This window comes from Glaciibacter superstes DSM 21135, from assembly GCF_000421145.1.
Taxonomy (GTDB): domain Bacteria; phylum Actinomycetota; class Actinomycetes; order Actinomycetales; family Microbacteriaceae; genus Cryobacterium; species Cryobacterium superstes.
In genome coordinates this window covers 102,854-128,674 of record NZ_ATWH01000012.1, presented here as the reverse complement: position 1 = coordinate 128,674, position 25,821 = coordinate 102,854, and the positions used below count along the sequence as shown (strand labels likewise).

The following is a 25,821-nucleotide window of genomic DNA, read 5'->3' as shown; positions in this document are numbered from 1 at the left end:
GTCACCATGGCTACTTTTGGAAACCTTTCAGATCGTCTCGCGGAGACGTTCAAGAACCTTCGCACAAAGGGCAAGCTCTCTGCAGCGGATGTCGACGGCACGGTCCGCGAGATCCGCCGGGCCCTGCTCGACGCCGACGTCGCCCTCGACGTGGTCAAGGACTTCACCGGCAAGGTGCGCGAGCGCGCACTCGGCGACGAGGTCAACAAAGCGCTGAATCCTGCCCAACAGGTTGTGCAGATCGTCAACGAGGAGCTGGTGCAGATCCTCGGCGGGCAGCAGAGACGACTCGAGTTCGCGAAGAAGCCACCGACGATCATCATGCTCGCCGGACTCCAGGGTGCTGGCAAGACCACCCTGGCCGGAAAGCTCGCGAAGTGGCTGGCCAAAGACGGCCACACACCCGTTCTCGTGGCCGCTGACCTCCAGCGACCGAACGCGGTCACCCAGCTCCAGGTAGTCGGGGCGCAGGCCGGTGTTGCGGTCTACGCTCCGGAACCCGGCAATGGCGTCGGCAACCCGGTGAAGGTGGCTCGAGACGCGGTGAAGTTCGCCGAGCAGAAGCAGCACGACGTGATGATCGTCGACACCGCGGGTCGTCTCGGTGTCGACGCGGAGATGATGAAGCAGGCCGCCGACATCCGCAAGGCCGTCGACCCGGATGAAGTGCTCTTTGTGATCGATGCGATGATCGGCCAGGACGCCGTCGCCACGGCGAAGGCCTTCCAGGACGGAGTGGATTTCACCGGCGTTGTGCTGACAAAGCTGGACGGTGACGCGCGCGGTGGTGCCGCACTCTCCGTGGCCTCCATGACCGGTCGGCCGATCATGTTCGCCTCGACAGGTGAGAGCCTCGACGACTTCGAACCGTTCCACCCCGACCGGATGGCCAGCCGCATCCTGGACCTCGGCGACATCCTGACCCTGATCGAGCAGGCGCAGGACGCGTTTGACGAGGACGAAGCGAAGAAGGTCGCCGAGAAGTTCGCCACCGACAGCTTCACGCTCGATGACTTCCTCGGCCAGATGCAGCAACTGCGCAACATGGGTTCGATCAAGAAGATGATGGGCATGCTGCCGGGTGCCGGAGCCATGAAGCAGCAGCTGGACAACTTCGACGAACGCGAGATCGTTCGCACTGAGGCGATCATCCAGTCGATGACACGGACGGAGCGCACAACGCCGAAGCTGCTCAACGGATCGAGGCGGTTGCGAATTGCCCGCGGTTCCGGCTCGAGCGTCACTGAGGTGAACCAGCTCGTGCAGCGTTTCGAGCAGGCGGCGAAGATGATGAAGACCGTCGCAAGGGGTGGCATGCCGAACGTTCCGGGCATGGGTCCCGTTCCCGGGGCGGGATTCAGCGGTGGCCGCGGCAAGCCGCAGCAGAAGAAGAAGGGCTCGAAGTCGGGAAATCCGGCCAAGCGCGCTGCAGAGAACGCAGCGCTGGCTAATGGTGTGAAGCAGGGCGGAGCCGTTGCAGGCGTGGGCGGATCCGGGTTCGGACTCAGCGGCAACGCGGGCAAACCTGACGGGCCGAGTGAAGAAGAACTGGCAGCACTGCAGAAGATGCTCGGACGGTAATCCCAGCAAGACGAAATAGATTCGGCAACATCAACGAGGCGCCAGGGGGTCTGCTTTGCACAATGACAAACGGAACACACGACGAGCCGGCAAGCTGGCTTTGCTCGTCGGGACGGCGTTCCTGGCGGCTGCGCTGCTCAGCGGGTGCACTGGACCGGCCGGCGGAACTCCGAGCGGAACGACGGGCACTCCCTCTGCGGAACCGTCCAGCGCCATCACCGCTGAGGAACTTGTCGGCACCTGGGTGTCTGACGAAGCACTGAACTCTCCCAAGACCCCGTTCCTGACGATCGTCGATGACGGCACCTGGACGGCATCGGACGGCTGCAACGGCGTGCAGGGCACGTGGGAGCTGGGCGCCGACGGCGCTCTGACGACCACTGCCGGCCCGCACACACTCATCTTCTGTGAAGGCAAACCGATCCCGAGCCTCTTCAGTGAGGCGAAGGCCGCGGCACTCGAGGGCACGACGCTGACGCTCAAGGATGCCGCGGGCGAGGTCACCGCGACCCTGGTCGCTGGCAACGAAGACCTCACTCCGGTCAACTGACGATGGGACAGCCCCGTTCGGCCGTGGACCGAGCAGTGCGCATCGGCGTACAGATCGCGCCGCAGCATGCCCCGTACGACCGCATCAGGTCGACTCTGGCCGAGATCGAGGCACTCGGCGTCGATATCGCGTTCAACTGGGACCACTTCTTTCCCCTCCAGGGCGACCCTGACGGCCTGCACTTCGAATCGTGGACGATGCTCGCCGCCTGGGCAGAGCAGACTTCGACGATCCAGCTCGGGGCGTTGGTCAATTGCAGCAGTTACCGCAATGCCGACCTACAGGCAGACATGGCTCGCACCATCGATCACATCAGCGGTGGCCGGTTCATCTTCGGAACCGGTGCAGGCTGGTTCGAGCGCGATTACGACGAGTACGGCTACGAGTTCGGAACGCCGGGCACGCGCTTGAACGCCCTCGACGCGGACCTGGCACGCATTGAGAAGCGCTGGTCGCTCCTGAATCCTGCCCCGGTGCGTGACATTCCGGTGCTGATCGGTGGCGGCGGAGAGAAGAAGACGCTGCGCATTGTTGCCGAGCACGCCGACATCTGGCATTCGTTCTCGTCGCCGACCGTCATGGAACACAAGCTCGTCGTGCTCGCGGACTGGTGTGAACGGGTCGGCAGAGACATCGAGGAGATCGAGATCTCCACGGAGCTCAAGGCGCGAACGGCCAAGGAGGCCGACGCCCTCTACGAACTCGGCGCGCGCCTGTTCACGGTGGGCATCACCGGCCCAGAACACGACCTGGCGCCGGTACGACAGTGGCTGGCCTGGCGCGATGCCAAGAACGCCTGAGCAGCAGCCTGACGCCGCTGCTATGAGCTGACGAGCCCGTACTTCAACTCCCTGCGGAGGGAACTGACAACTGCCGGGAGGTCGCCCCAATGCGCCTGCGCGACCTTGCGCTGCCGCTGGTAGCTGGCGCCACCGTCGAGGATCAGGTTCAACTGATCGAGTTCGACCGAGCAGCCGAGGCGCTCGGCCGTCGGCGCGAGGGTGTCGATGAGGGTGCGCACGTCATCCGTCACCAGCCGTTCCGTTCCCGCTGAATCGAGGATGATCTGCGCGTCGAGGCCGTAGCGGGCGGCTCGCCACTTGTTCTCTCGCACGAACCATGGCTGCATGGTCGGCACGTCGTGCCCGGCGTCGAGTCGTGTGCTCATCCACTCGACGAGGCACTGGATGAACGCCGCGATGGCGCCGAGCTCCTCCCTGGTCGACACGCCGTCGCAGACGCGGATCTCGATCGTTCCCCACCGTGGTGCAGGACGAATGTCCCAGCGCACCTCTGTCACGTCGTCGATGATGCCGGTCGCCGTCAAGTCGGCCACGTAGCCCTCCCACGCCTGCCAGTCCGGCAGGGCCCACGGAGCCCCGGCCGTCGGCAACTGCTGGAACATCAGTGCGCGATTCGAGGCGTAGCCGGTGTCGATGCCGGCCCAGAACGGGCTGGACGCGGTCAGCGCCTGCAAGTGCGGAAGGTAGGCGAGCAGGCCGCCCAATATGGGCATCACCTTGTCCCTGGCTTCGATGCCCACGTGCACGTGGATGCCCCAGATCATCATGTTGCGCCCCCACCACTGGGTGCGGTCGATCAGCTTGTGGTAGCGCTCCTTGTCTGTCACCTCCTGTTCGAACCACTGGCCGAACGGATGCGATCCGCTGCAGACGGGGTCGACGCCGCGGGGTTCCGTGACGGCACGAACCTCGTCAAGCTGGCCGACAACATCCGCCACCGCGTTCGCAACGGTGTGGTGAACGCCGGAGACCAGCTCGACGGTGTTCAGCAGGAGCTCGCCGGTGATCGACGGATGGGGGGACCCGTCGGCCTGGTTCAGCGCCTCGAGCACGTCGCCGGCGATCGAAACCAGGTCACCAGTGGTGCGGTCGACGAGCGCGAGTTCCCACTCGATGCCCACGGTGGAACGCTCCGACGGGGCAAAATCGATATTCATGTGCATTCCTCTGCCTCGGTTGCACGCCATAATTTCACGGGTGTGATGATCGATTATCACAAACACCGGGATGCATGACAGAATGATTAGTCGAGTTCCGTCACGTTCGACCCTCTAATCAGACGTGGCATGAACCCCATTAGACCTCCTGCCGAGTGTGCCCCCACGCTCACGGCAGTCAGTTCGCCAAACATCTAAGAATCACAGGAGAATTGTGGCTGTCAAAATCCGTCTGAAGCGCCTGGGCAAGCTCCGCGCGCCGTACTACCGCATCGTCGTCGCCGACTCGCGCACCAAGCGCGATGGCCGTGTCATCGAAGAGATCGGCCAGTACCACCCGACCGAAGAGCCTTCGGTCATCAAGGTCGAGTCCGAGCGCGTGCAGTACTGGCTCGGCGTCGGCGCACAGCCGACCGAGCAGGTTGAAGCACTCCTCCGCCTCACCGGCGACTGGGGCATCTTCAAGGGTGACAAGAACGCCAAGAACACCGTCAAGGTCAAGGAAGAGAAGGTCGCTTTCGTCGCCGACGAGAAGAAGAAGCCGGTTCTGAAGCCGAAGGCCGACAAGCCTGCCGCCAAGGAAGAGGCTCCTGCCGAAGCGCCTGCTGCCGAGGCCGACGCTGCTTCAGCCGACGCCGACGCAACCGCAGAAGACAAGGCCTAGTCTTGCTCGCTCCCGCTCTTCTGCACCTCGTGAAGGGGATCGTTGATCACCCGGACGACGTGAACGTGATCTCAAAGAACTCACCGCGCGGCGATGTCCTCGAGATTCGTGTGAACCCGGAGGATCTCGGCCGGGTGATCGGCCGTTCCGGTCGCACCGCCAAGGCGCTGCGCACCCTGGTGGCCGCGCTGGCCGACGGCAAGCGCGTGCGCGTCGACGTCGTCGACACCGATTTCTGAGTTGGTCAGGGGTCCGGTGAGCGAGGGCACACCAGCGCGTACCCAGCTGCGGGTCGGTCGCCTGACGAAGGCCCATGGCCTCAAGGGCGCCATCAAACTGGAAATGTTCACGGATGACCCGGGGCGCAGGTTCGTCCCGGGTGCCGTGTTCACCCTCCAGGTGCCGACCAGTTCACCCTGGCACGGTAAGACCCTGGAACTCGTCGAGCTGCGCTGGTACAACCAGCAGCCCGTCGGGTTCTTCAAGGATGTTCCCGACCGTTCTGCCGCGGAAACTCTCGTCAAGGCGATCCTCTGGATCGACCAGGATGCCGAGGAGCTCTCCGATGAGGAAGACGCCTGGTACGACCACCAGCTGGTCGGCCTGAAGGTGCTTCGCGACGGAGTCGAGGTCGGCACGATCGCGCGGCTGGATCACATGCCGGCGCAGGACCTTCTCATCGTCATCACCCCAAAGGGCGACGTCATGGTCCCGTTTGTGAAGGCGATCGTACCGAGCGTTGACGTGAAGGGCGGCACCGTGACGGTGACGCCGCCTCCCGGCCTGTTCGAAGAGCTCCCTGACGAAATCCCAGAAGAACTCCCGGCCGAGCCTGAAACGGAAGCCCCGGCCTCCGCCGAGTCAGAAACGGATGCCCCGGCATCCGCCGAGCCTGCACCACCTGTGGATTAGATCCAGCTGTGAGCGGTAGCACCCCGTATATGCGGATGCTGTAGGCCACAGCTGGATTTAATCGCCCCTCATTCCGGGAGTACGGCGACGCCGGCTGCGCGATGGACTGATTGCCAGCGGTGCTCGTGTCGCCGCACGATCGCCAAAAGTGCGCGTTCTACCGCCGGCCAGTCCGTCATGACTCTGCGATACGTCACACGCACGACGACATAGCCGCGCTCGATCAGGGCGAGATCCCGCGCGCGGTCTCGTTCATAGGCGGTTGGGTTGTCATGGTGCGTCCGGCTGTCGAGCTCGACGACGAGTCGATCACCGATCAGCAGGTCGATCCAGCCGATGCCAGGCATGTGCACCTGACTCCGCACCCTGACGTTGTGGCTGCGAAGGTGCAGGCGCACCAGTGTCTCCAGACCGGAGCCGCATCCTGCGTCTACAAGCGGCATCATCCAGGCATGGGAATCCGGCAGCCCGGTCAATGCCGCACGCAGGCGGTCCAGCGAAAGCAGCTGGCTGTTGAGAAGCGAATCGAATGCGACGATGGCGTGAGCGCGCGACAAACAGGTCGCCGCGCACGCCGCTGCATCGTCGAGAAGGTCGGCCGGCTCGGCCGGCCAGAGGAGTTTCGTTCTCCAATGCGTTGCGACGCTGGCCTGCCTACTCCAGTCAGACAGCGCTACCTCACGGTCGTGCGGTGATCGGAGCCTGCTTCTCGGGACGGAGACGGCGACGTGAAGCCTGGCGTCCGGCATCGTCCATACTCCGTATCGCCGCAGGAGTGAGACACAGCTGAGCCGGCCTCCGACACGAAGCGCACGCACACGCTCGTCGTTGTCGTCCGACAGGCAGTACCAGCCAGCCCTGATGCGTTTGACCGTTCCCGCTCGCGTTGCGATCTCGAGCTCTTTCGGCGTCACCCCCGACCCACGCAACCTGCTGCGGTGAGCCACACCGCCCAGCTTCCTCATCACATCCGTCACCGTGCTCACGCACCTACTGTGCCGGTAATGATTGTGCTCATACGGTCCGCCCCAGAAATTGTGGATAACTCGCAGGGCGACGATATCCAGCTGTGAGCATGTCCGCCCGCTATATACAGGTGCTGATGCTCACAGCTAGACGAGATCCCCCTTGCACGCGAACCCTCACAGTGACCGCGGCCGAGGCTGAGACGGAATTTACGGGCGGGTGACAGGGGCGAAACAGCTCCGCATAGCGGCGTTTGTACTGTCGGAATATCGGCTCGCGCACCGCGGGTCCAGACCGAAAGGGCAGCCAATGACCTACGTCAAACCAGACCAGCTCATCGACTCGATCGTGCAGGCGGGCGTCACTAAGGCGAGCCTCGGAATCGGGCAGCTTCTGGCCCGTGGAACCCTCGCGGGGGCCATCCTCGCCTGTGCGACCACCCTGGCCTTCACGGCGAGCAACCAGACCCACTTGGGCCTCGTCGGAGCGGTGATCTTCCCGGTCGGATTCGTGATGATCGTGATCCTCGGCCTTGAGCTAGTCACAGGAACGTTCGCGCTCATCCCGTTGGCGGTACTCGAGGGCCGTACAACGGTGAAAGCCATGTTCCGCAACTTCTTCTTTGTGATCATCGGCCACCTCGTCGGCTGCGCCATCTATGCGGCGCTCTACCTGGCCACCATCACCAGGATGGGAACCGACCACTCCGACCCGATGATCGCCACCATCATCGACGTGGCAGAGAGCAAGACCATCGGCTACGAGGCGCTGGGCATATCCGGACTCGTACTGGTCTTCATCAAAGCCATACTCTGCAACTGGATGGTCACGCTCGGCGCCATTCTCGCCTTCAGCTCCACCTCGACAGGCGGCAAGATCCTCGCCATGTGGCTCCCTGTCACGATGTTCTTCGCACTCGGCTTCGAACACGCGGTCGTGAACATGTTCGTCATCCCGGCCGGCATGGTGCTCGGCGCCAACGTAAGCTTTCTCGACTGGTGGGGGTGGAACCAGTTGCCCGTGCTCCTCGGCAACTTCATCGGTGCCGTCACGCTCACTGGCGCTCTGCTCTATTTCTCCCATCGCACCCGCGTCAACCGTGCTGTGAAAGATGCCGAGCTCGACACACTCGTCGCGCCGATCGAAGAACTCGAGCCGTCGCTGCGCTAGAGCAGGCAGCCAAGACCTCGCGGCCACCGGCTTGATGTCAGCGAAAGCTAGACGTTGAGCCGGTAGCCGCGTTTGACGACCGTTGCGACCAGGCCAGGCACACCAAGCGTCTGCCTCAGCCTGCCGAGCGACACCTCCATCGCGTGGTCGTCCTGGGTGCCGGGCAGCGCGCGGACGAGGTCATCGCGGGAGACCACGGAACCACGCGCCGCGATGAGGGCACGCAGAATCGCCAGGGCCGACGGCGGCAAACGGATGCGGTCGGCTCCGATGACGGCGACGGATCCACGAAGCGAGATGGGCCCGTGACGGGTCTCGATCCGATCGATTCCCTGCTGTTCGAGGTGCTCGCAGACCAAACGGATCAGCGCCCCCATCCGAAACCGCGTCGGCTGAATGGGCACGATTCCCGCCGCGATGAGCGGCGCAGCGGTCACCGGACCGACCGCGGCCGCGCAGACGGGGCCGCGAAGCGCTGCGAGCACCTCAGAGTAGACGCCCATGCCCTCCGCGGCCGAGAACAGCGCGTGCACCGCAGGTGCGCTGGTGAACGTGACGCAATCCAGCTGCGCCGTGGAGATGGCGTCGACGAGGTGCCGCACGCGCTCATCGGTGTCGTCCAGCGCGACCCAGCGATACGGTGCAACCGTGATTACACGGGCGTGCACCGCGCGCAATCGGTCCAGTTGTTCCTCGTCGGTGTACCCGTGCACCTGCACGCCGACGGTGAGGCCGGCGGGGTACTCTTCGAGCACCTTGGACACCAGCGAAGTGGTGGTCTCTTCGTCACTCATGCCGGCATCATTCAATCCGGCGGCGCGGATGCCGCCACGCGCCTTCGGTCCACGAACGAGGACGTCGCACTCGGCAAGCGTTCCGACCAGGGGCTCACCGAGGCCGGCGGCATCCGCCACCTCGAACCAGCGACGCACCCCGTATCCGGTTGTCGCCAGGAGCACATCGGGTCTGGCGTCGATGAGCGCACGGGTGTCGTCAAGCATGGCGTTGTCGAGCAGAGAGCCGTCTTGCTGGGAGTGCGCGATTCGCAGCGTCGGTGCGTGCAACACGCGCGCGCCCCGTCTTTCGAATGCGTCGATCAGGTCGCTTGACCTGCGGTCGCTGGTCACACCGATGCGAAAACCTTCGAGTTGGTCCGGCCGGAAGGTAGGAACGACGCCCTCGGATGCCTGCATGCGTTATCCCGCCGTCCTGCCGGAAACCGGCCAGCCCGGTACGGATGAGTCTGCTGCCAGAAATTCTTCTGCGCGGTCCATCATCTGGCCGGCGGAGAGATCACCACGGTAAGCAAGTCGAACGACCTCCCCGACCACCAGTACGGCGGGGGACTCCACACCGGCCAGCGCGGCTTCGGTCAGGATCGTTCCGAGATCGGCGATCGTCGTGCGCTGGGTGGGACTGAAGCCACGTTCGATGACTGCGACCGGCAGATCGGCGGCCATGCCGTGTCGCAGAAGCCCCTGGCTCAGGGTGGGCAGGGTGCCCACGCCCATCAGAACCACGATCGTGCCTCCGAGCATCGTCAGTCCGGACAGCTCCCTGTCTGTGAGCGGGGCGTGGCCGGAGATGACAGTGAAGGCATGGCTGATGCCGCGGTGGGTTAACGGGATGCCGGCAGCCGCCGGAACGGCGATCGCACTGGTGACACCGGAGATGACTGTTACGGCGATCCCATGCTCGTGACACGCGAGCACCTCTTCGCTACCGCGCCCGAACACGTATGGATCCCCGCCCTTCAGCCGAACGACGTGTGAGCCCGCCAGGGCTCTGGCAACCATCAGCGCCTCGATTCCGTCCTGTCCGACGACGTGGTTGCCCGGGTGCTTTCCGACATCGATGAGCTCGGCGCGCGGAGCCAGTGAGCGCAGGTTGTCGTGCGGGGCGAGCCGGTCGTACAGCACGACGTCGGCTTCACGCAGCGCGTCGACGGCGCCGACGGTGAGCAGGTGGAGTGATCCCGGTCCGCCGCCGACCAGGGTCACACGACCGGGGGACACCCGGCCACCCGGTCCGGTGGTGCCGCGCACGGTCACTCGCCCCTCACCGGGATGCGGTCTCCGGCCAACAGCACGGTTGAACGCTCCTCGGGGGTTGCCGGGCGTGACTGGCCCCGTTCCGGCACCCTGACGATACTCGGGTCCGGCTGGGTCGGCGCGTTCACGAACGAGCGGAACCGTCGAAGTCGCTCTGGGTCGGCGAGCGTGGCCGCCCACTCGTCTTCGTAGTTGTCCACGTGCCTGGCCATCGCCGCTTCGAGCTCGTCGGCGAGGCCGAGCGAGTCGTCGACCACTACTTCGTACACGTGGTCGAGACCTCCGTCGAGCTCCTCGATCCAGCGCGCCGTGCGTTGCAGCCGGTCCGCCGTGCGGATGTAGTACATCAGGTAGCGATCGATGTACCTGATCAGGGTGTCCTCGTCGAGGTCGGAGGCGAGCAACTGGCCGTGCGCGGGCTGGAAGCCGCCGTTACCGCCGACGTACAGGTTCCAGCCCTGCTCAGAGGCGATCACTCCGACATCCTTTGCCCGCGCCTCCGCGCATTCCCTGGCGCATCCCGATACCCCGAACTTGAACTTGTGGGGTGCTCGCAGCCCGCGATAGCGCAGCTCCAGCTTTATGGCCAGCGCCACTGAGTCCTGAACGCCGAAACGGCACCAGGTCGACCCGACGCAGCTCTTCACGTTTCGCAGCGCCTTGCCGTACGCCTGCCCTGACTCGAACCCTGCGTCGACGAGCACTCGCCAGATGTCTGGCAGTTGCTCGAGCCGAGCGCCGAACATGTCGATTCGCAGGCCGCCCGTGATCTTGGTGTACAGCCCGAAGTCGGTCGCAACCTGTGCGATGACGGCCAGCTTGGCCGGCGTGATCTCACCACCGGGGATGCGCGGAACGACCGAGTACGTGCCGTCTTTCTGCATGTTCGCCATGGCGCGATCATTGGTGTCCTGGAGCGTGCCCCTGCCGTTGTCGAGAATGTATGCCGAGTGAACGCTGGCGAGAATGGATGCGATGGCGGGCTTGCAGACATCGCAGCCCCGCCCAGAGCCGAATCGGCTGACGATCTCTTCGTAGGAGCTCAGCTCGAGTACACGAACAGACTCGAACAGCTCCTGCCTGCTCATCGCGAAATGCTCACAGAGCGCCCTCGACAGGGTCACGCCGGACTTCGCCAGCTCACTGCCGAGGAGCTTCTTGACCAGGGGGACGCACGAACCGCACTGGGTGCCGGCGCGCGTGCAGGCCTTGAGCGCACCGAGGTCGGTGCACGCTTCGGCGTGGTCGCCGTGCGGACCGCCCGCCGCGGCGCGAACGGTGCCGGCCGAGACATTGTTGCATGAGCAGACCAGGGCGTCGTCTGGGAGCTCGTCGCCCGGCGCTTCCGCGCCCGCCGCGGAGAGGTAGGCGGCAGGTTCGCCGCTGAGCTCGCGGCCGACCATCGGGCGAAGAGCGGAATACGGGCCGGCGTCGCCGACGAAGATGCCGCCGAGCAGGGTCTTCGCGTCATCCGTGACCACTAGCTTCTGATAGAGCCCGCGCGCCGGGTCTGCGTACACGATCTCCAGGGCACCGGATGTCGTGGCGAGGGCGTCTCCGAAACTCGCGACGTCGACACCGGAGAGCTTCAGCTTGGTGGCGTCGTCGATGGTCGTGAATGTCGCCTCACCGCCCAGTAGTCGGTCGGCCACGACCTCTGCCATCGCGTTCGCCGGGGCCACCAGGCCGACACACCGGTCATGATAACTCGCCACCTCACCGATCGCCCAGATCGACGGGTCGCTGCTGCGGCAATCGTCACCGATGGTGATGCCGCCGCGGGAACCGAGCTCGAGGCCGGCGTCCCTGGCCAGCTCGTCGCGCGGTGTGATCCCGATCGCGAACACAACGATGTCCGCGGCCACGCTCTGCCCGTTGCTGAACTTCACACCGACGACGTGCTCGCCTGAGTCGTCGGTGAGAATCGCGCGAGGGCGCGTCCCCAGGTGGAGCCCGATGCCCTGCGCGCTGATCAGCCGTCCGAGGGCTTGCCCCCCGCCCTCGTCGAGTTGCGCGGACATCAACCAGGAGCCGGAGTGCACGACGGCCGATTCCGCTCCGAGGGACTTCAGCCCGCCGGCCGCCTCAAGCCCGAGCAGTCCGCCGCCCGCGACAATGACCCGAGGAGGCCGACCGAGGGTCTCGGTGAGGAAGGCAACTTCGTGGGCGAGCGCATCGACATCCTGCAGCGTGCGATAGACCCGGCTCTGCTCCGAGCCCGGAATCTCGGGCACCGGAGCGCTCGACCCGGTTGCGAACACCAGGTCGTCGTACGGCAGGACATCACCTGCTGAGGTCGTCACGGTGCGCGCCGCACGGTCTACAGCGGTCGCGCGCTCGCCGATACGAAGTGCGACCCGGTGCGGACTCCACACGCTGGTGGGCTCCAAAGTGAGGTCGATCGCGCCGGCGAGACGCTGGCTGAGGGCAACACGGTCGTACGGACGGTGTGGCTCCTCCGCGATCATCGTGACCGTGGTGCGCCCGTCGGTGTCGCGGGCGTGGAGAGCGTCCGCCAGTCGATGTGCGGCGGGGCCCCCACCGACGATGACGATCCGTCTGGGGAGTGTTCCCGGCTGCGTGGCCGAACCTGTTGAGGGTGACGTCATGTGCCGCTCCTTGGTGTCGAGTGAAGACGAGTGGCGAAAAGCTCGTGGCCTCGACGGTAGGCCAGGGCAGTTTCCCGGCCGTTTCCCGTATGTGTCGGGCAGTTAACAACTCCCCACGGCGCGAGCCAGACAATGTGAGGCGGGATTCATCGCGTTGTAACACAACGCGCGATGATCCGAAATGCGGCCCGCCTAGCGTTGAGCCATCACCGTTCGAGCGCAAACGGTTCGACGCCAAACCACAGGGAGTGCGACATGACCATGACGATGACCCAGAACACGGCTGCGGACCAGGCGACAACGGATCCGACTAGCTGGGAGCGTGCGTGCGAAGTCACCGACCTGGAACCGTCGTGGGGGGAGGCCGCGCTGCTGAGCATGAAGCAGATCGCGCTCTTCCTGCTGGCGCCAGGCGAGGTGTACGCCGTGGCGAATCGTGATCCGCACACCGATTCGAACGTGATGGCTCGCGGCATCGTCGGTTCGAAAGGCGACCGCCCGACGCTCGCGTCGCCGCTCCACAAGGAGGTGTACGACCTCGGAACGGGGGAGTGCTTCAGCGATCCTGCCCTCTTCCTCCGCACCTACCGCACGCGCATCGTCGGAGGGTTCATCGAGGTTGCGCTCGACGCATGACCATGGTCGATCAGCAGCCGACACTGGTCGCTATCTCGCACGGTACCTCCTCTGTGCAGGGCCAGGTGGCGGTCGCGGCGCTGGTGGATGCCGTCGCCCGCCTGCGGCCGGACCTCGCCGTAGCCGGTGGCTTCGTCGACGTGCAGCAGCCGGATGTCGCCGCCGTGCTCAGTTCACTCGACGGGGGCGAGCCGGCGATCATCGTGCCGCTACTTTTGTCTGCGGGGTACCACGTTCATGTCGATCTGCAGAGGGAGAGCGCGGCGAGCCGGCGGACGATCGCCGTGTCTGCGGCGCTCGGCCCAGACGAACGTCTGATCGACGTGCTCGAGGAACGCCTCAGCGAGGTCGGTTATCTGCCAGGCGACGCCGTTGTGCTCGCCGCTGCCGGGTCGAGCGACTCCAGGGCCGTCGAAGACTGTAGGCGCGTCGGGCGGATGCTCGCGGCCAGGTTGCGAACACCGGTGTCTGTCGGTTTCATTTCGGCTGCCGCTCCCCGCATCTCTGAGGCTATCGAGGCGGCAAGGCGTGAGCATCCGTTGGCCAGGATCGTCGTCAGCAGCTACCTGATAGCACCCGGCTACTTCCATTCCCTGGCCAGAGAGACGACAGCCGACCTCGTCTCTGAACCATTGCTGGTGCCGCACGAACCACCGCCGAAAGCCCTCGCCGAGCTGGTGCTCGAACGCTACCTCATCGCAGCTGAGGGAGAACCCGCGCCGTAGAATTCGAGGCATGCGCATCGACATCGTCACGATCTTTCCTGAATTCTTCGATGTGCTCGATATCTCGCTCCTCGGCAGGGCCCGCCAGAGCGGACTGATTGAACTCGGCGTGCACAACCTGCGCGACCACACCCACGACCGGCATCGCACCGTCGACGACGGCCCATACGGAGGCGGCGCAGGCATGGTCATGAAGCCGGAACCCTGGGGTGAGGCCCTCGATGCCATCATCCAGGCGACACGCACAACGGATGCTGCGGACGCGGCCGATGGGACAAGCCAGGCCGATACCGACGGCCCCGTTCTCATCTTCCCGTCACCCGCCGGCGAGCAGTTCACCCAGTCGATCGCCCGCGAACTTTCCCAGGAACCCCACCTCGTCTTCGGCTGTGGACGGTACGAGGGCATCGATCAGCGGGTGGTCGACCACTACGCAGCGCGGGGAAGGGTGCGGCTGATCAGCCTCGGCGACTATGTGCTGAACGGGGGAGAGGTGGCGGTCATGGCGATGATCGAGGCGATCGGGCGGCTCATCCCCGGTGTTGTCGGAAACCCGGAGAGCCTGATCGAGGAGTCGCACGAGGACGGCCTCCTCGAGTACCCGAGCTACACCAAGCCGCCGTTGTGGCGGGGGCTCGAGGTTCCACCGATCCTGCTGAGCGGTCATCACGGCGCCATTGCCGCCTGGCGACACGAGCAGCAGGTCGAACGCACCTCACAGGTGCGGCCAGACCTTCTTTCCGGGCTTCCGCCTTCGGCGAACTCCGAGGATTCACGCAGCCGACGCCGATAATCTGGTTCCGTGATCATCCGCAGGGCATTCTTCTATTGGCAGTTCGCCGCCGTTGTTGTGCTCCCGGTGTGGCTCGTCGTCGGCTGGCCGATCTTCGGCGCCGGTGGCTGGGCGGTACTCGGCGTGTTCCTCGGCGCGGTCGTGCTCGGTCTCGCGATGCTGATCGTGGCCCTGCTGTTCACGGCTCGCAAGCAGGTGCGGGCCGAACGTGCAGTGTCCTGGGCGGATGCGGGAGTGCTCGCCCTGTGGCACGCACTGATTATCGCCGTCGGGTTCTACGCCTCCGCCTCCCCGTGGCTGTCGATTCTGGTCATCGTCGTCGGTGCCGCAGCGTTCTGGTTCGCCATCTGGGAGCTCATCGATGCGGCCAGGCAGCGGATGCGCGCCGTGATGGACGACCTCGAGCAGGCGGCCAGGCCCGCATACCTGCAGTCGGAAGGCGCCGGCAGCTTCGACGCCGGCACCTGGACCGCCACACCCGGCAACACCCGGGCGACGACGGTGCGGCCCGAGTCGGTACGGCCAGACCCGAACGTCATCATCATCGAAGAGAAGCCGACACCGTAGCCCGCGGTTCGCGTCCGATTCGGTGAGCGGCGGCATCCGTTTTTGCGGCCGGCTCCTGTTCGTGGCAGAATAAGCGTTTGTGCCGCGGCAAGCGTCTGCCACAGGGGAGCTGCATCAACGCAGGCACAACACCATCATCTATCGGTTGCCCCGATCGACGCGCATTCGCGTGTGGCCCGGAGCACAAGCCGTATTCGACCTGTGGCGGGTACAGAGAGCGAAACACTCATGCATATTCTCGACCACGTGGATGCTGCGTCACTCCGCAGCGACATTCCGGACTTCCGCGCCGGCGACACCGTCAAGGTCCACGTCAACATCGTCGAGGGCACGCGCTCTCGTATCCAGGTCTACCAGGGCGTCGTCATCGGCCGTTCGGGTGAAGGCGTCCGCGAGACGTTCTGCGTCCGCAAGGTGAGCTTCCAGGTCGGCGTCGAGCGTACGTTCCCCGTGCACTCCCCGGTCATCGATCACATCGAGGTCGTCACCCGCGGAGACGTGCGTCGCGCCAAGCTGTACTACCTGCGCAACCTCCGTGGCAAGAAGGCCAAGATCAAGGAAAAGCGCGACAACTAGTCATCCGCCTGCCGGCGACTCGCGTTTCCGGCTGGTTCTGCCTGAGTTCCTCACCGCATAAACTGGGTGAGGAGCTCAGGCGGTTAAATGACAGATCACTCTCTGCCCTCGCGATCGGATCGCCTGGAATCAGACTCGAAGCGCGGCGACCGCGGCAGGCGCGGCGCCGTTCTCTTTCTTCGCGACCTGCTGATCATCTTTGTTGTTGCGCTGCTGATCTCGTTCCTGATCAAGACCTTCCTCATTCGGTCGTTCTACATCCCGTCTGCGTCGATGGAAGAGACCCTGATGGTCAACGACCGCATCATCGTGAACCAGCTTGAGCCGGGCATGATGCCGATCGAGCACGGCGACGTTCTCGTCTTCCGCGACCCAGGCGGATGGCTGATGCCCCAGCCGGAGATCCAGCAGAACCCCATCGCTGCCAGCCTGGAATGGCTCCTGTCGGTCGTCGGCCTCGCCGCGCCAGACAGCAACGATCACCTCATCAAGCGCACCATCGGACTGCCGGGCGACCACGTCGTGTGCTGCAATTCCCTCGGCCAGATGAGTGTCAATGATGTTCCGCTCTCCGAGCCGTATGTGATGCTCCCGCCCGGAAACACCGAGGTGTCCAAGATCGACTTCGACATCGTCGTCCCAGAGGACTCGCTGTGGATGATGGGGGACAATCGGTACAACTCCCGTGACTCCCGCTACAACGGCGACACCCCAGGCAAGGGGTTCGTGCCGATCGACAACGTCGTCGGTCGTGCCCTGGTGATCAGCTGGCCACTCGACAGGTGGACCTGGCTCGACAACTACCCACAGGTGTTCGAGGGTGTTGAGGAAGGCCAGAAGTGAACGAGGAAGGCCAGGAGTGAACGAGGAAGGCCAGGAGTGAATGGGCGTCGCTGACCCGACCATGGAGGTCGAGCGCGCACTGATTGCGAGCGGGGTTCCGTGCGTGATCGGCTGTGACGAGGTGGGCCGCGGAGCACTGGCGGGCCCGGTTGCCGTCGGCCTCGCAGTGGTGGATTCGACCGTCCGGGAGATGCCGGCGGGGCTCCGCGACTCGAAGATGCTCAGCGAACCACGTCGCGAGCTGCTCGCCCCGCTTGCAGCAGCCTGGGCTATTCACTCTGCGGTCGGTCTGGCCTCTGCAGACGAAGTCGACGCGTTCGGCATCATGGCGGCGCTCGGACTCGCCGGCCGAAGGGCCGTTCATCAACTGCACTCCGTCGGCATCGACCTCCGGCACAGCGTGATCCTCCTCGACGGGAACCATGACTGGCTGAACCGAGCGCTGCCCACGCCGCTGAATGTCGTGACTCGCATCAAGGCCGACAGGGACTGCGCGTCTGTGGCCGCGGCATCCGTCATCGCCAAGGTGCACAGGGACCGGCTGATGATCGAGGCAGACTCCCGGCTGCCGGGCTACGACTGGGCGTCGAACAAGGGCTATGGAAGTTCAACCCACATGAGCGCGATCACCGACCTCGGTCCGAGTGAGCTGCACCGCAGATCCTGGCTGCCGTTCACGGCGTAGGATTGGATCATCATGGAAGAAGATGAATTCGAGGACTACGACCGCGAGGTTGAGCTTGCCCTGTACCGCGAATACCGCGATGTTGTCGGGCAGTTCCAGTACGTCGTCGAGACCGAACGCCGGTTCTATCTGGCCAACGAGGTCGAACTCGTTCGCCGCGACACGGAGCACGACTTCTACTTCGAATTGACGATGAAGGATGTCTGGGTCTGGGACGTCTACCGCTCAGACCGGTTCGTGAAATCGGTGCGGGTGCTCACCTTCAAAGACGTCAACGTCGAGGAACTGGCATCAAAGGACTTCGAACTCCCCAAGGAACTCGCGCTCGACGAGTAGCGTTCGCCGCACCCAGTGTGAGCGGACTTCGGGAGCCGGATGACGGTGTCCCTCAACAGCCTTCGCCAAAACCGACAGTGCACAGATCAGTCGGATGTGGGCCCATGCGGCCTGCGGCTCGTCCACTCTGGTCGATGTGGCCAGAAAAGACGATCTCGGAAGACGCGGCGAAGAGTGCGCTGCCCTTTTCCTGACGAAAGCCGGCTACCGGCTGATCGAGCGTAACTGGCGCTGCCCGCAGGGCGAGATCGACCTGATCGCGGAGCACGAGGGGCAGATCGTCTTCGTAGAGGTCAAGTCCAGATCGAGTGTCGCCTTCGGGCATCCGTTCGAGGCCATCACCATCGACAAGCTGGCCAGGCTGCGGCGGCTTGCGGCGGCCTGGTGTGACCAGTCCGCCACCAGCCCGCGGCGCATCCGCATCGATGCCATCTCGGTGATCGCCCCATTCGCCTCGAGTCCTACGATCGAACATCTGACCGGGATCTTCTGATGAGCGTCGCCCGCACTCATGCGATCGCCCTCCTGGGCATGACCGGGTCGTTGGTCGAGGTCGAAGCGGACATCTCAGCGAATCTCCCCGCCATCATCCTGATCGGCCTCCCAGACGCCGCACTCTCCCAGGCGACACATCGGGTGCGGATGGCGGCGAAGAACTCAGGTTCCGCCCTCACGCCGCATCGGCTGACAGTGAATCTGTCGCCCGCAGCCCTGCCCAAGCACGGCTCGGGGTTCGACCTCGCGATCGCCCTCGCCTGCCTGGCTGCGGACAACATCGTTCCACCCGCATCCATTGACAAGGTCGTGCACATCGGTGAGCTCGCTCTCGACGGCCGGTTGCGGCCGACGGCCGGCATTCTGCCTGCGGTCATCGCTGCCTCGAAACGAGGGCATCGCCAGGTGATGGTTCCCGTGGGGAACGCCCAAGAGGCCTCGCTTGTGCCCGGGATGCGGGTGATCGCTGTCGCTTCGCTGCGTGAAGCACTCATTTGGCATGGCGCAGCGATCGAGCCGGTTGATGTCGATCCGATCATGCAGCACGACGACGCGGCGGATGCTCAGACCGAGCTCGACCTGGTGGACGTCGTGGGAAACGACGAGGCGGTTCTTGCCCTGCAGGTGGCTGCCGCCGGTGGCCACCACGTTTTCATGCTCGGACCGCCGGGTTCGGGAAAGACGATGCTGGCGGCCAGGCTGCCCGGGATCCTTCCCGACCTCGACACCGCTGCTTCGCTCGAGGTCAGCTCACTCCGCTCGCTGACGGGTAGCGGACTTGGGCGGTCCCTCGTCACGCGGCCGCCGTTGGAAGCTCCTCATCACACCGCGACGGCAGCAGCGATGATCGGCGGGGGCACGGGGCAGATTCGCCCAGGTGCCGCGGTGAGGGCGGCGCACGGTGTGCTCTTCCTCGACGAGGCGCCCGAGTTCGCGGCACCGGTTCTCGACGCACTGCGGCAACCGCTGGAATCTGGGCTCATCAGCATTCACAGGGCGAACGCAACCGCGACCTTTCCTGGCCGTTTCCAGCTGGTGATGGCCGCGAACCCGTGTCCGTGCGGACAGTACGGCGCATCGGACAAGGAATGCACCTGCCCGCCGAACGCCAGGCGTCGCTATCTGGCGAAGATCTCCGGACCGCTGCTCGACCGGATCGATATCCAGCTGGGTGTGCAGCGAATCACCGCGGCGCAACTGAGGCTCGCCGACACCGAAGAGCGCGTGACGAGCGCCGCGGCACGGGCGCGTGTCGAGAGCGCGCGTGCTGCAGCCGCCGAACGTCTCGCCCCGACGCCGTGGACACTCAACTCCCAGGTACCCGGTCCATGGCTCCGCGGGCCACACGCTCGGCTCGGCGGTGCCATCACCGCGGGGCTCGACCGTGCCCTGGAGCGCGGCGGAATCACCATGCGCGGATACGACCGCGTGTTGAAAGTCGCCTGGTCGATCGCCGACCTCGAAGGGCTCACGAGCCCCGGCGCAGACCAGGTCGGGCAAGCACTGTACCTGCGGAAAGGAATGTCGTGACCACACAATTCGGACTCGACTCGTCGGAGGTCGGTCGGCTTGCGCGCCTCGTACGACCAGGCGGGTCGGGCGGGTCAGATGGGTCAGACGGGCATGACGGGCCAGACAGTCCAGACATGCCGGAAGTACCCGTGGCGGATGTCTTTGCGCGCGCCGCCTGGACGGGAATCGCCGAACCCGGCGACGCGGTCGCAGGGTTGCTTGTCGGCTACCTCGGCGCAGCCACGTCGCTTACCGCCGTTCTTGACTCCTGGTCTCCCGCGAAGCTCGCGGATGCTGTGAAAGGTGTGGGAGCACAAGTCGATCCCCAACTGGAAGCCGGGATCGGGCAGGGGCTCGCACGGTGGCGCCCGCGGTTGAAATCGGCCGACATCATCCGTTCGATGCAGCAGGCTCAGCGCGTTCGGGCTGCACTTCTGCTGCCTGAGGACCCACTCTGGCCGCGCGCAGTCGACGATCTCGGCGCGCACGCCCCGCTTGCCCTGTGGTGGCGGGGAGTCCAGGCGGCGCTCGCCGCGCTGCCGCATTCGCTCGCACTCGTCGGTGCCCGCGCGGCAACCGGATACGGGGAACATGTCGCCATGGAAGCCGCGGCCGGGCTGGTCGATCGAGGGTTCGCCATCGTTTCCGGGGCCGCATACGGCATCGACGGGATGGCCCACCGGTCGGCACTGGCCAGTCGGGGCCTCACCGTCGCGTTCCTCGCGGGAGGCGTCGACCGCTTTTACCCCAGCGGACACGACGCACTGCTCAGCCGTATCGCGGATGCCGGAGCCGTCGTTTCCGAACTGCCGTGCGGGTCAGCACCGACCAAGTGGAGGTTTTTGCAGAGAAATCGGTTGATCGCGGCTTCCAGTCTGGCGACGATCGTGCTTGAGGCCGGGTGGCGGTCCGGATCGCTCAACACGGCAGGCCACGCCGCTGCGCTCGGTCGCCCGCTCGGTGCAGTCCCGGGGCCGGTCACGTCGCCGACCTCGGCCGGATGCCATCGACTGATTCGCGAATACGATGCGTTCTGCGTGACAAACGCGGCAGAGATGGCCGAACTGGCGTCGCCGGGACTCGGCGCTGTCGAACTCGACCTTCCACTTGATGACCGACCATCAGACGCGGGGCAGCGCACCAGCGACCAGGTTCGGGTTCTTGACGCCCTGAGCGCGCGCTCACCGCGTCCGGTGGCAGACATCGCTCGTCGTGCGGGGCTCTCTGTTGCATCGGTGGTCTCGGTGCTCGGGCTGTTCGGGCTGGAGGGGGTGGTTCGCGAGGGTGCCGGCGGCTGGCTGCGGTCTCAATCGCGATGATGCCGAGTGTCACCCCCAGCCCGTAGTCTGGTCGCTCGAGAGAAGAAGGGGTGCAGCATGCCAACCGTTCAGCTGGGCCAGCACGCTGCCGCATCGCAGCTGATCGTGCACATCAGTGACACGCACTACCTGAGCGAAGGGCGTGCCCTCTACGACAGGGTCGATACCGACCGCACTCTCCAACGGGCACTGGCGCAATTGGAGCTCACCGGCCTGCAACCGAGCGCAATCGTGCTGACCGGGGATATCACCGACCGTGGTGAGCCAGACGCCTACCGTCGCGTTCGCGACCAGGTCGAGATCGCAGCTGATCGGCTCGGTGCCACGGTGGTCTGGGTGATGGGCAATCACGACGAGCGATCGGCGTTCCGCACCGAACTCCTCCGCGAAGCGGGCACGGCCGAACCCGTCGATCGGGTCTTCGACATCGGCGGCCTCCGGATTATCGCCCTCGACACGAGCGTGCCCGGGTTCCACCACGGAGACGTGTCTGAACAGCAAAGAGCCTGGCTGGCAGACGTGCTCAGCTCGCCTGCCGAGCTCGGCAGCATCCTGGCACTTCACCACCCGCCGGTACCGACCCCACTGCACCTCATGAACATCCTCGAGTTGCGGGAGCAGGACTCCCTGGCCGAGGTCGTCGCGGGCAGCGACATCCGGGCCATACTCGGCGGTCACCTCCATTACGCGACGACCGGGATGTTCGCGGGAATCCCGGTGTCGGTCGCGGCGGCGACCTGTTACACCATGGACCTCTCTGCACCCGAACGGGAACTCACGGGCGTCGATGGAGGTCAGTCCATCAATCTCGTGAACGTCTACGCAGACCAGGTGACCCACTCCGTCGTGCCGATTGGCGCCTTCAAACCGGTGAGCGGATTCAACTCCGATTTCCTCGACCGCATGGAGGAGCTTAGCGCCGACGAGCGCACGGAGGCCTTCTCCCGTCAGGTGTGATTTTGCACTGGTGATGTGGCGTTTCAGCCAGTCGCCGCCGGCTTTCGAGGCCTGAACCGCAATGCTGAGAACATGAAGCTTGTCGTCGCCATTGAGGAGTTCATGCTGTACCTCACAGCTGAGCGGGGATTCTCGACGAACACCGTGCGGGCCTATCGCACCGACCTGCGCCAGCTTGAGGGTTTCGCCGGTCGAAGAGACACTGACACCACAGAAGGGATGAGTCTCGACCTGCTGAGGGAGTGGCTGTGGGACGACACCCAGACAGGCCTCTCCCGAGCATCGATCGCCCGGCACGCCGCATCCGCACGGAGCTTCACGGCCTGGCTCGCACGCACAGGCGTGATACCGGCCGATCCCGGCCTGAGACTGCGCTCGCCGAAACCCGGCCGAACTCTGCCCCGCGTGATCAACAGGGGACAGATGGACGAACTGCTGGGGAGCCTCGAGCTGCGAGCAGCGGATGACGACCCGGCGGCGATGAGGGACCGTGCAGTGGTCGAGCTGCTGTACGCTTCCGGGCTCCGAGTGTCTGAACTTGTCGGACTCGACGTTGGCGATGTCGACCTCGACAGGTTGACCGTGCGGGTGACGGGCAAAGGCGGAAAAGAAAGGGTGGTGCCGTTCGGGGTGCCTGCCCAGTCGGCCGTCGTCGACTATCTGCGTCGAGCGCGACCGGTACTAGAGAAGTCGCCGGTGGCTGACGGTTCGCATCCTGTTTCGACGAGGGCGCTGTTCCTCGGCGCTCGCCGATCGCGGCTCGGTGTTCGTGCCGTGTATCGACTTGTCGCCGGTCTGCTCGCGGAGATTCCAGGCAACGGGCCGGCCGGACCGCATGCGCTCCGTCACACGGCGGCCACCCACTTGCTCGACGGTGGTGCGGACCTGCGCGCAGTGCAGGAGCTGCTCGGACACGCCAGCCTCGGCACCACGCAGATCTACACACATGTGTCAGCAGAGCGCCTGAAGCAGACCTACCGCACCGCGCATCCCCGCGCCTGATGCGCCGGGAATCGCCAGTGGCGCCGGGAATCGCCGTTGCGCGGGCGATTCCCGGCGCAGAGGGCGACTCTCGGCACCTGCCCGGGCCAGCGAAGCTACTCAAGGGGGAGGAGCACGGCGGGCGGCACCTCTCCGAGTAAGAGCAGCGGCGACACGTACTGGCCGTGCAGCCGGACCCCGAGATGCAGGCACGTCGCCGAGCAATGCCCGCCGGTCGACACCGTGCCGACGACCTGGCCCTTCAGAACGCTCTCGCCTTCTGCGACAACGGCGTCCAGCGGTTCGAAGCTAGAGAGGAGGTCTCCCTCGTGCGCGATGGAGAGGACAGGGCGATCGACGACGACACCCGCGAAATGAACGACTCCGGCTTCGGGCGCGGTCACCGGAGCGCCAGGGTGCAGAGCGATGTCGATACCGCGATGACCGGCGGAATACGGTGTCGGCGGCGCTTCAAAGGAACGGGTGACGGTGTGAGGCGGGGATACCGGCCATTCCCATGAACCCTCGGCTCCGGCAGCTGGTGTGGCAGACACCATGGTCCCCAAGAGGACGATGGCGAGCATTCTCGCGCAGAGGGCGCTCGTTCGGATCGGTCGCGGAAGCTTCACACTCCAACGGTGCCGCATCCGGTGCGCGCTGAGTCGGGGTCCGTCTGGATCGGTGGAGAGTGTGTGTTGCTGCACTCCTGTGGAGGACTACACGCGATCAACCAGGGGCGTAAACCATCGCCGGACAGGTGCTAAACTAACTTCAGCAGCGCTTTGTGCGCTGACTACGCGTGCCCATTCGGCCTCCACATCCACTCGGTCCGGCTCTCACGAGCCAGGCGGACGTGTGCCGGGCACCAGGAGTGCTGGTCAACCGATCATCACACAGAACCGATTGGCGTCACCCTGCCCGCAGGATGCCGCCGGACAAGGAGTACGGCTCATGGCCGTCGTCACCATCCGCCAGCTGCTCGACAGCGGCGTGCACTTCGGGCACCAGACCCGCCGTTGGAACCCGAAGATGAAGCGTTTCATCTTCACCGAGCGTTCCGGCATCTACATCATCGACCTGCAGCAGTCGCTCGCATTCGTCGACCGCGCATACGACTTCGTCAAGGAGACGGTCGCCCACGGCGGCACCATCCTCTTCGTCGGCACCAAGAAGCAGGCGCAGGAAGCGATCTCGGAGCAGGCGACGCGTGTCGGCCAGCCCTATGTCAACCAGCGCTGGCTCGGTGGCCTCCTCACCAACTTCCAGACAGTTTCCAAGCGCCTCGCGCGCATGAAGGAGCTGGAAGAGCTCGACTTCGAAGACACCGCGAAGAGTGGCTTCACCAAGAAAGAGCTCCTCATCAAGAAGCGTGAGCTCACCAAGCTGCACAAGAGCCTCGGCGGCATCCGCAACCTCACCAAGACGCCGTCGGCGCTCTGGATCGTGGACACCAACAAGGAGCACCTCGCCATCGACGAGGCCAAGAAGCTCGGCATCCCGGTGATCGCCATCCTCGACACCAACTGCGACCCCGATGACGTCCAGTACCCGATCCCGGGCAACGACGACGCCATCCGTTCGGTCGGCCTGCTCACCCGCATCATTGCGGATGCAGCTGCCGAGGGTCTGATTCAGCGCCACCAGAAGCCCGAAGAGGGTGCAGAGGTCGAGCCGCTCGCCGCCTGGGAGGCCGAACTCCTGCAGGCGTCTGAATCCGAAGGCGCTGCGACCGAAACTGCAGCAGGCGAGACGACTCCTGAGCAGTCCTCCGCCGAGACCGCCAAGGTCGCCGACGAGAAGGTGGCTGCCGAAGACACCGCCGCTGTCGAAGAGACTGCTGCTGTCGAAGAGAAGCCACAGGACACCGATTCGGCGTCGGCAGAGGCAGCCGAGACTGACGCAGCACCCGCCGACGCAGCACCGGATGCCGATGCACCTGCCGATGCAGATGCTGACGCACCTGCCGATGCAGACGCCGACGCAGCCGACACCAAGAAGAAGTAAGGAACTCATAGGTATGGCAAACTTCAGCCTCGAAGACGTCAAGGCTCTGCGCGAGCGCCTCGGAACCGGAATGGTCGACACCAAGAACGCCCTCGTCGAAGCCGAAGGCGACATGGAGAAGGCCGTCGAGATCCTCCGCCTCAAGGGTGCGAAGGGCAATTCCAAGCGCGCGGACCGTTCCACCTCAGAGGGCCTCGTCGCTGCCAAGGAGACCGGTGACACCGCCACGCTGATCGAACTCGCCTGCGAGACCGACTTCGTCGCCAAGGGCGACAAGTTCGTCGCGCTCAGCGAGAAGGTCCTTGATGCTGTTGCAGCAGCTGGGGCAGCGTCGGTCGAACAGGGCCTCGCTGCATCTGCCGGCAGCCAGAACGTCGCGGACCTGATCAACGACGAAGCGGCGATCCTCGGCGAGAAGATCGAACTGCGTCGTGTCGCATCCGTTACCGGCGAGCACTTCGCGATCTACCTGCACAAGACCAACAAAGACCTGCCCCCACAGGTCGGCGTTGTGCTCGGCTACGCGGGAGACGACGCTGAGACGGCGCGGAGCGTCGCCCAGCACATCTCGTTCGCCAACCCCGAGTACCTCGGCAAGGAAGACGTTCCAGAGGCCGCGGTCGAAGCAGAACGCAAGATCGTCACCGAGATCTCGAAGAACGAAGGCAAGCCGGAAGCGGCACTGCCGAAGATCGTCGAGGGCCGCGTCAACGCCTACTTCAAGCAGGTCGCCCTTCTCGAGCAGGACTACGCGAAGGACAACAAGCTGTCCATCAGTAAAGTACTGGCGGATGCGGGACTGACCGTTTCGGGCTTCGCCCGGTTCAAGGTCGGCGCGTAACCAGCGCTGCGATCACCAACGCCGAAGAGACCGGACTGCGAAAGCGGTCCGGTCTTTTTCGCGCTGCGGCGACATCAGTGAAGCGACA

At 65.0% G+C, this 25,821-nt stretch carries 28 protein-coding genes; 22 read left to right on the top strand and 6 right to left on the bottom strand.

Translation table 11 applies throughout. The features are described 5' to 3' along the window. Positions 1-6: 6 nt before the first annotated feature. The 3 genes from ffh to K323_RS0117075 are packed head-to-tail and all read left to right on the top strand — an operon-like array spanning position 7 to position 2,931. Positions 7-1,581, top strand: a complete 1,575-nt coding sequence (ffh, locus tag K323_RS0117085; RefSeq protein WP_022886483.1) for a signal recognition particle protein — start codon at positions 7-9, stop codon at positions 1,579-1,581. Positions 1,582-1,636: 55 nt separating this feature from the next. Then, positions 1,637-2,131 carry an META domain-containing protein gene (locus K323_RS0117080; RefSeq protein ID WP_169515676.1) on the top strand — a complete coding sequence of 165 codons (495 nt, stop codon included), beginning with the start codon at positions 1,637-1,639 and terminating at the stop codon, positions 2,129-2,131. A gap of 2 nt (positions 2,132-2,133) precedes the next feature. Then, positions 2,134-2,931: an LLM class F420-dependent oxidoreductase gene (locus K323_RS0117075; protein WP_022886481.1), complete on the top strand. Its 798-nt coding sequence runs from the start codon at positions 2,134-2,136 to the stop codon at positions 2,929-2,931. 20 nt (positions 2,932-2,951) lie between these two features. Here K323_RS0117075 and K323_RS0117070 read toward each other — a convergent pair whose 3' ends face one another. Then, positions 2,952-4,091 (bottom strand): glutamate--cysteine ligase, encoded by a 1,140-nt coding sequence (locus K323_RS0117070; protein WP_026851771.1) that lies wholly within the window; start codon positions 4,089-4,091, stop codon positions 2,952-2,954. A gap of 214 nt (positions 4,092-4,305) precedes the next feature. Here K323_RS0117070 and rpsP point away from each other — a divergent pair, with 214 nt between their 5' ends. The 3 genes from rpsP to rimM are packed head-to-tail and all read left to right on the top strand — an operon-like array spanning position 4,306 to position 5,667. Further along, positions 4,306-4,755: a 30S ribosomal protein S16 gene (rpsP, locus tag K323_RS0117065; RefSeq protein WP_022886479.1), complete on the top strand. Its 450-nt coding sequence runs from the start codon at positions 4,306-4,308 to the stop codon at positions 4,753-4,755. A 2-nt stretch (positions 4,756-4,757) separates the two neighbouring features. Then, positions 4,758-4,994, top strand: coding sequence for an RNA-binding protein (locus tag K323_RS0117060; RefSeq protein ID WP_022886478.1), 237 nt, complete (start codon positions 4,758-4,760; stop codon positions 4,992-4,994). Between the two features lie 16 nt (positions 4,995-5,010). Then, positions 5,011-5,667, top strand: a complete 657-nt coding sequence (gene rimM / locus K323_RS0117055; RefSeq protein WP_033373476.1) for a ribosome maturation factor RimM — start codon at positions 5,011-5,013, stop codon at positions 5,665-5,667. 68 nt (positions 5,668-5,735) lie between these two features. Here the strand turns inward: rimM and K323_RS0117050 are convergent, their stop codons facing one another. Continuing rightward, positions 5,736-6,653 (bottom strand): DUF559 domain-containing protein, encoded by a 918-nt coding sequence (locus K323_RS0117050; protein ID WP_157509484.1) that lies wholly within the window; start codon positions 6,651-6,653, stop codon positions 5,736-5,738. A gap of 289 nt (positions 6,654-6,942) precedes the next feature. On the opposite strand from K323_RS0117050, the gene K323_RS26860 reads away from it, so the two are divergent. Then, a complete protein-coding gene (locus K323_RS26860; RefSeq protein WP_022886475.1) occupies positions 6,943-7,803 on the top strand; it encodes a formate/nitrite transporter family protein in 861 nt (286 codons plus the stop codon). A gap of 47 nt (positions 7,804-7,850) precedes the next feature. Here K323_RS26860 and K323_RS0117040 read toward each other — a convergent pair whose 3' ends face one another. From K323_RS0117040 to nirB, 3 genes are read right to left on the bottom strand one after another with little or no spacing between them, the layout of a single operon-like run. Beyond that, on the bottom strand, positions 7,851-8,996 hold the full coding sequence (locus tag K323_RS0117040) for a uroporphyrinogen-III synthase (RefSeq protein WP_022886474.1): 1,146 nt from the start codon (positions 8,994-8,996) through the stop codon (positions 7,851-7,853). 3 nt (positions 8,997-8,999) lie between these two features. Further along, positions 9,000-9,848: a uroporphyrinogen-III C-methyltransferase gene (cobA, locus tag K323_RS26855; protein WP_245571016.1), complete on the bottom strand. Its 849-nt coding sequence runs from the start codon at positions 9,846-9,848 to the stop codon at positions 9,000-9,002. 2 nt (positions 9,849-9,850) lie between these two features. Continuing rightward, complete coding sequence (gene nirB, locus K323_RS0117030) at positions 9,851-12,463, bottom strand: nitrite reductase large subunit NirB (protein ID WP_022886472.1); 2,613 nt, start codon at positions 12,461-12,463, stop codon at positions 9,851-9,853. A gap of 261 nt (positions 12,464-12,724) precedes the next feature. Here nirB and nirD point away from each other — a divergent pair, with 261 nt between their 5' ends. The 13 genes from nirD to K323_RS0116965 all read left to right on the top strand — a co-directional run bounded on the left by nirD (position 12,725) and on the right by K323_RS0116965 (position 22,909). Next, a complete protein-coding gene (gene nirD, locus K323_RS0117025) occupies positions 12,725-13,099 on the top strand; it encodes a nitrite reductase small subunit NirD (RefSeq protein WP_026851768.1) in 375 nt (124 codons plus the stop codon). Continuing rightward, on the top strand, positions 13,096-13,824 hold the full coding sequence (locus K323_RS0117020) for a sirohydrochlorin chelatase (protein ID WP_022886470.1): 729 nt from the start codon (positions 13,096-13,098) through the stop codon (positions 13,822-13,824). The genes nirD and K323_RS0117020 overlap by 4 nt, the downstream gene beginning before the upstream one ends. Positions 13,825-13,834: 10 nt before the next feature. Further along, complete coding sequence (gene trmD / locus K323_RS0117015) at positions 13,835-14,617, top strand: tRNA (guanosine(37)-N1)-methyltransferase TrmD (protein ID WP_022886469.1); 783 nt, start codon at positions 13,835-13,837, stop codon at positions 14,615-14,617. 9 nt (positions 14,618-14,626) lie between these two features. Next, a complete protein-coding gene (locus K323_RS26850) occupies positions 14,627-15,184 on the top strand; it encodes a hypothetical protein (protein WP_022886468.1) in 558 nt (185 codons plus the stop codon). Between the two features lie 228 nt (positions 15,185-15,412). Then, positions 15,413-15,760, top strand: coding sequence for a 50S ribosomal protein L19 (gene rplS, locus K323_RS0117005; RefSeq protein ID WP_022886467.1), 348 nt, complete (start codon positions 15,413-15,415; stop codon positions 15,758-15,760). Positions 15,761-15,847: 87 nt separating this feature from the next. After that, the gene (gene lepB / locus K323_RS0117000; RefSeq protein ID WP_022886466.1) at positions 15,848-16,603 is read left to right on the top strand and encodes a signal peptidase I; all 756 of its coding nucleotides are present in this window, start codon (positions 15,848-15,850) and stop codon (positions 16,601-16,603) included. 40 nt (positions 16,604-16,643) lie between these two features. Then, positions 16,644-17,288, top strand: coding sequence for a ribonuclease HII (locus K323_RS0116995; RefSeq protein WP_022886465.1), 645 nt, complete (start codon positions 16,644-16,646; stop codon positions 17,286-17,288). A gap of 12 nt (positions 17,289-17,300) precedes the next feature. Next, entirely contained in the window at positions 17,301-17,624 is a 324-nt protein-coding gene (locus K323_RS0116990) for a DUF2469 family protein (RefSeq protein ID WP_022886464.1), read from the top strand. Positions 17,625-17,751: 127 nt separating this feature from the next. Then, positions 17,752-18,117, top strand: a complete 366-nt coding sequence (locus tag K323_RS0116985; protein ID WP_211219870.1) for a YraN family protein — start codon at positions 17,752-17,754, stop codon at positions 18,115-18,117. Further along, complete coding sequence (locus K323_RS0116980) at positions 18,117-19,649, top strand: YifB family Mg chelatase-like AAA ATPase (RefSeq protein WP_022886462.1); 1,533 nt, start codon at positions 18,117-18,119, stop codon at positions 19,647-19,649. Before K323_RS0116985 ends, K323_RS0116980 begins: the two co-directional genes overlap by 1 nt. Beyond that, entirely contained in the window at positions 19,646-20,950 is a 1,305-nt protein-coding gene (gene dprA, locus K323_RS26845; RefSeq protein WP_022886461.1) for a DNA-processing protein DprA, read from the top strand. The genes K323_RS0116980 and dprA overlap by 4 nt, the downstream gene beginning before the upstream one ends. Positions 20,951-21,007: 57 nt before the next feature. Further along, positions 21,008-21,907: a phosphodiesterase gene (locus tag K323_RS0116970; RefSeq protein ID WP_022886460.1), complete on the top strand. Its 900-nt coding sequence runs from the start codon at positions 21,008-21,010 to the stop codon at positions 21,905-21,907. Positions 21,908-21,979: 72 nt separating this feature from the next. Then, positions 21,980-22,909 (top strand): tyrosine recombinase XerC, encoded by a 930-nt coding sequence (locus K323_RS0116965; RefSeq protein WP_026851765.1) that lies wholly within the window; start codon positions 21,980-21,982, stop codon positions 22,907-22,909. A gap of 95 nt (positions 22,910-23,004) precedes the next feature. Here the strand turns inward: K323_RS0116965 and K323_RS0116960 are convergent, their stop codons facing one another. Beyond that, entirely contained in the window at positions 23,005-23,517 is a 513-nt protein-coding gene (locus tag K323_RS0116960; protein ID WP_245571015.1) for a M23 family metallopeptidase, read from the bottom strand. A 322-nt stretch (positions 23,518-23,839) separates the two neighbouring features. Here K323_RS0116960 and rpsB point away from each other — a divergent pair, with 322 nt between their 5' ends. Both rpsB and tsf read left to right on the top strand, forming a co-directional pair. Then, the gene (rpsB, locus tag K323_RS0116955) at positions 23,840-24,892 is read left to right on the top strand and encodes a 30S ribosomal protein S2 (RefSeq protein ID WP_022886457.1); all 1,053 of its coding nucleotides are present in this window, start codon (positions 23,840-23,842) and stop codon (positions 24,890-24,892) included. A 13-nt stretch (positions 24,893-24,905) separates the two neighbouring features. Then, positions 24,906-25,733 (top strand): translation elongation factor Ts, encoded by an 828-nt coding sequence (gene tsf, locus K323_RS0116950; protein WP_022886456.1) that lies wholly within the window; start codon positions 24,906-24,908, stop codon positions 25,731-25,733. Positions 25,734-25,821 lie beyond the last annotated feature (88 nt).

Excerpts from the sequence above, each read along its gene's own strand:
- ffh (WP_022886483.1), top strand. The coding sequence starts at position 7 with ATGGCTACTTTTGGAAACCTTTCAGATCGTCTCGCGGAGACGTTCAAG.
- K323_RS0117075 (WP_022886481.1), top strand. The coding sequence starts at position 2,134 with ATGGGACAGCCCCGTTCGGCCGTGGACCGAGCAGTGCGCATCGGCGTA.
- K323_RS0117070 (WP_026851771.1), bottom strand. The coding sequence starts at position 4,091 with ATGAATATCGATTTTGCCCCGTCGGAGCGTTCCACCGTGGGCATCGAG.
- K323_RS26860 (WP_022886475.1), top strand. The coding sequence starts at position 6,943 with ATGACCTACGTCAAACCAGACCAGCTCATCGACTCGATCGTGCAGGCG.
- K323_RS0117040 (WP_022886474.1), bottom strand. The coding sequence starts at position 8,996 with ATGCAGGCATCCGAGGGCGTCGTTCCTACCTTCCGGCCGGACCAACTC.
- nirB (WP_022886472.1), bottom strand. The coding sequence starts at position 12,463 with ATGACGTCACCCTCAACAGGTTCGGCCACGCAGCCGGGAACACTCCCC.
- nirD (WP_026851768.1), top strand. The coding sequence starts at position 12,725 with ATGACGATGACCCAGAACACGGCTGCGGACCAGGCGACAACGGATCCG.
- K323_RS0117020 (WP_022886470.1), top strand. The coding sequence starts at position 13,096 with ATGACCATGGTCGATCAGCAGCCGACACTGGTCGCTATCTCGCACGGT.
- trmD (WP_022886469.1), top strand. The coding sequence starts at position 13,835 with ATGCGCATCGACATCGTCACGATCTTTCCTGAATTCTTCGATGTGCTC.
- rplS (WP_022886467.1), top strand. The coding sequence starts at position 15,413 with ATGCATATTCTCGACCACGTGGATGCTGCGTCACTCCGCAGCGACATT.
- lepB (WP_022886466.1), top strand. The coding sequence starts at position 15,848 with ATGACAGATCACTCTCTGCCCTCGCGATCGGATCGCCTGGAATCAGAC.
- K323_RS0116995 (WP_022886465.1), top strand. The coding sequence starts at position 16,644 with ATGGGCGTCGCTGACCCGACCATGGAGGTCGAGCGCGCACTGATTGCG.
- K323_RS0116990 (WP_022886464.1), top strand. The coding sequence starts at position 17,301 with ATGGAAGAAGATGAATTCGAGGACTACGACCGCGAGGTTGAGCTTGCC.
- K323_RS0116980 (WP_022886462.1), top strand. The coding sequence starts at position 18,117 with ATGAGCGTCGCCCGCACTCATGCGATCGCCCTCCTGGGCATGACCGGG.
- K323_RS0116970 (WP_022886460.1), top strand. The coding sequence starts at position 21,008 with ATGCCAACCGTTCAGCTGGGCCAGCACGCTGCCGCATCGCAGCTGATC.
- K323_RS0116965 (WP_026851765.1), top strand. The coding sequence starts at position 21,980 with ATGAAGCTTGTCGTCGCCATTGAGGAGTTCATGCTGTACCTCACAGCT.
- rpsB (WP_022886457.1), top strand. The coding sequence starts at position 23,840 with ATGGCCGTCGTCACCATCCGCCAGCTGCTCGACAGCGGCGTGCACTTC.
- tsf (WP_022886456.1), top strand. The coding sequence starts at position 24,906 with ATGGCAAACTTCAGCCTCGAAGACGTCAAGGCTCTGCGCGAGCGCCTC.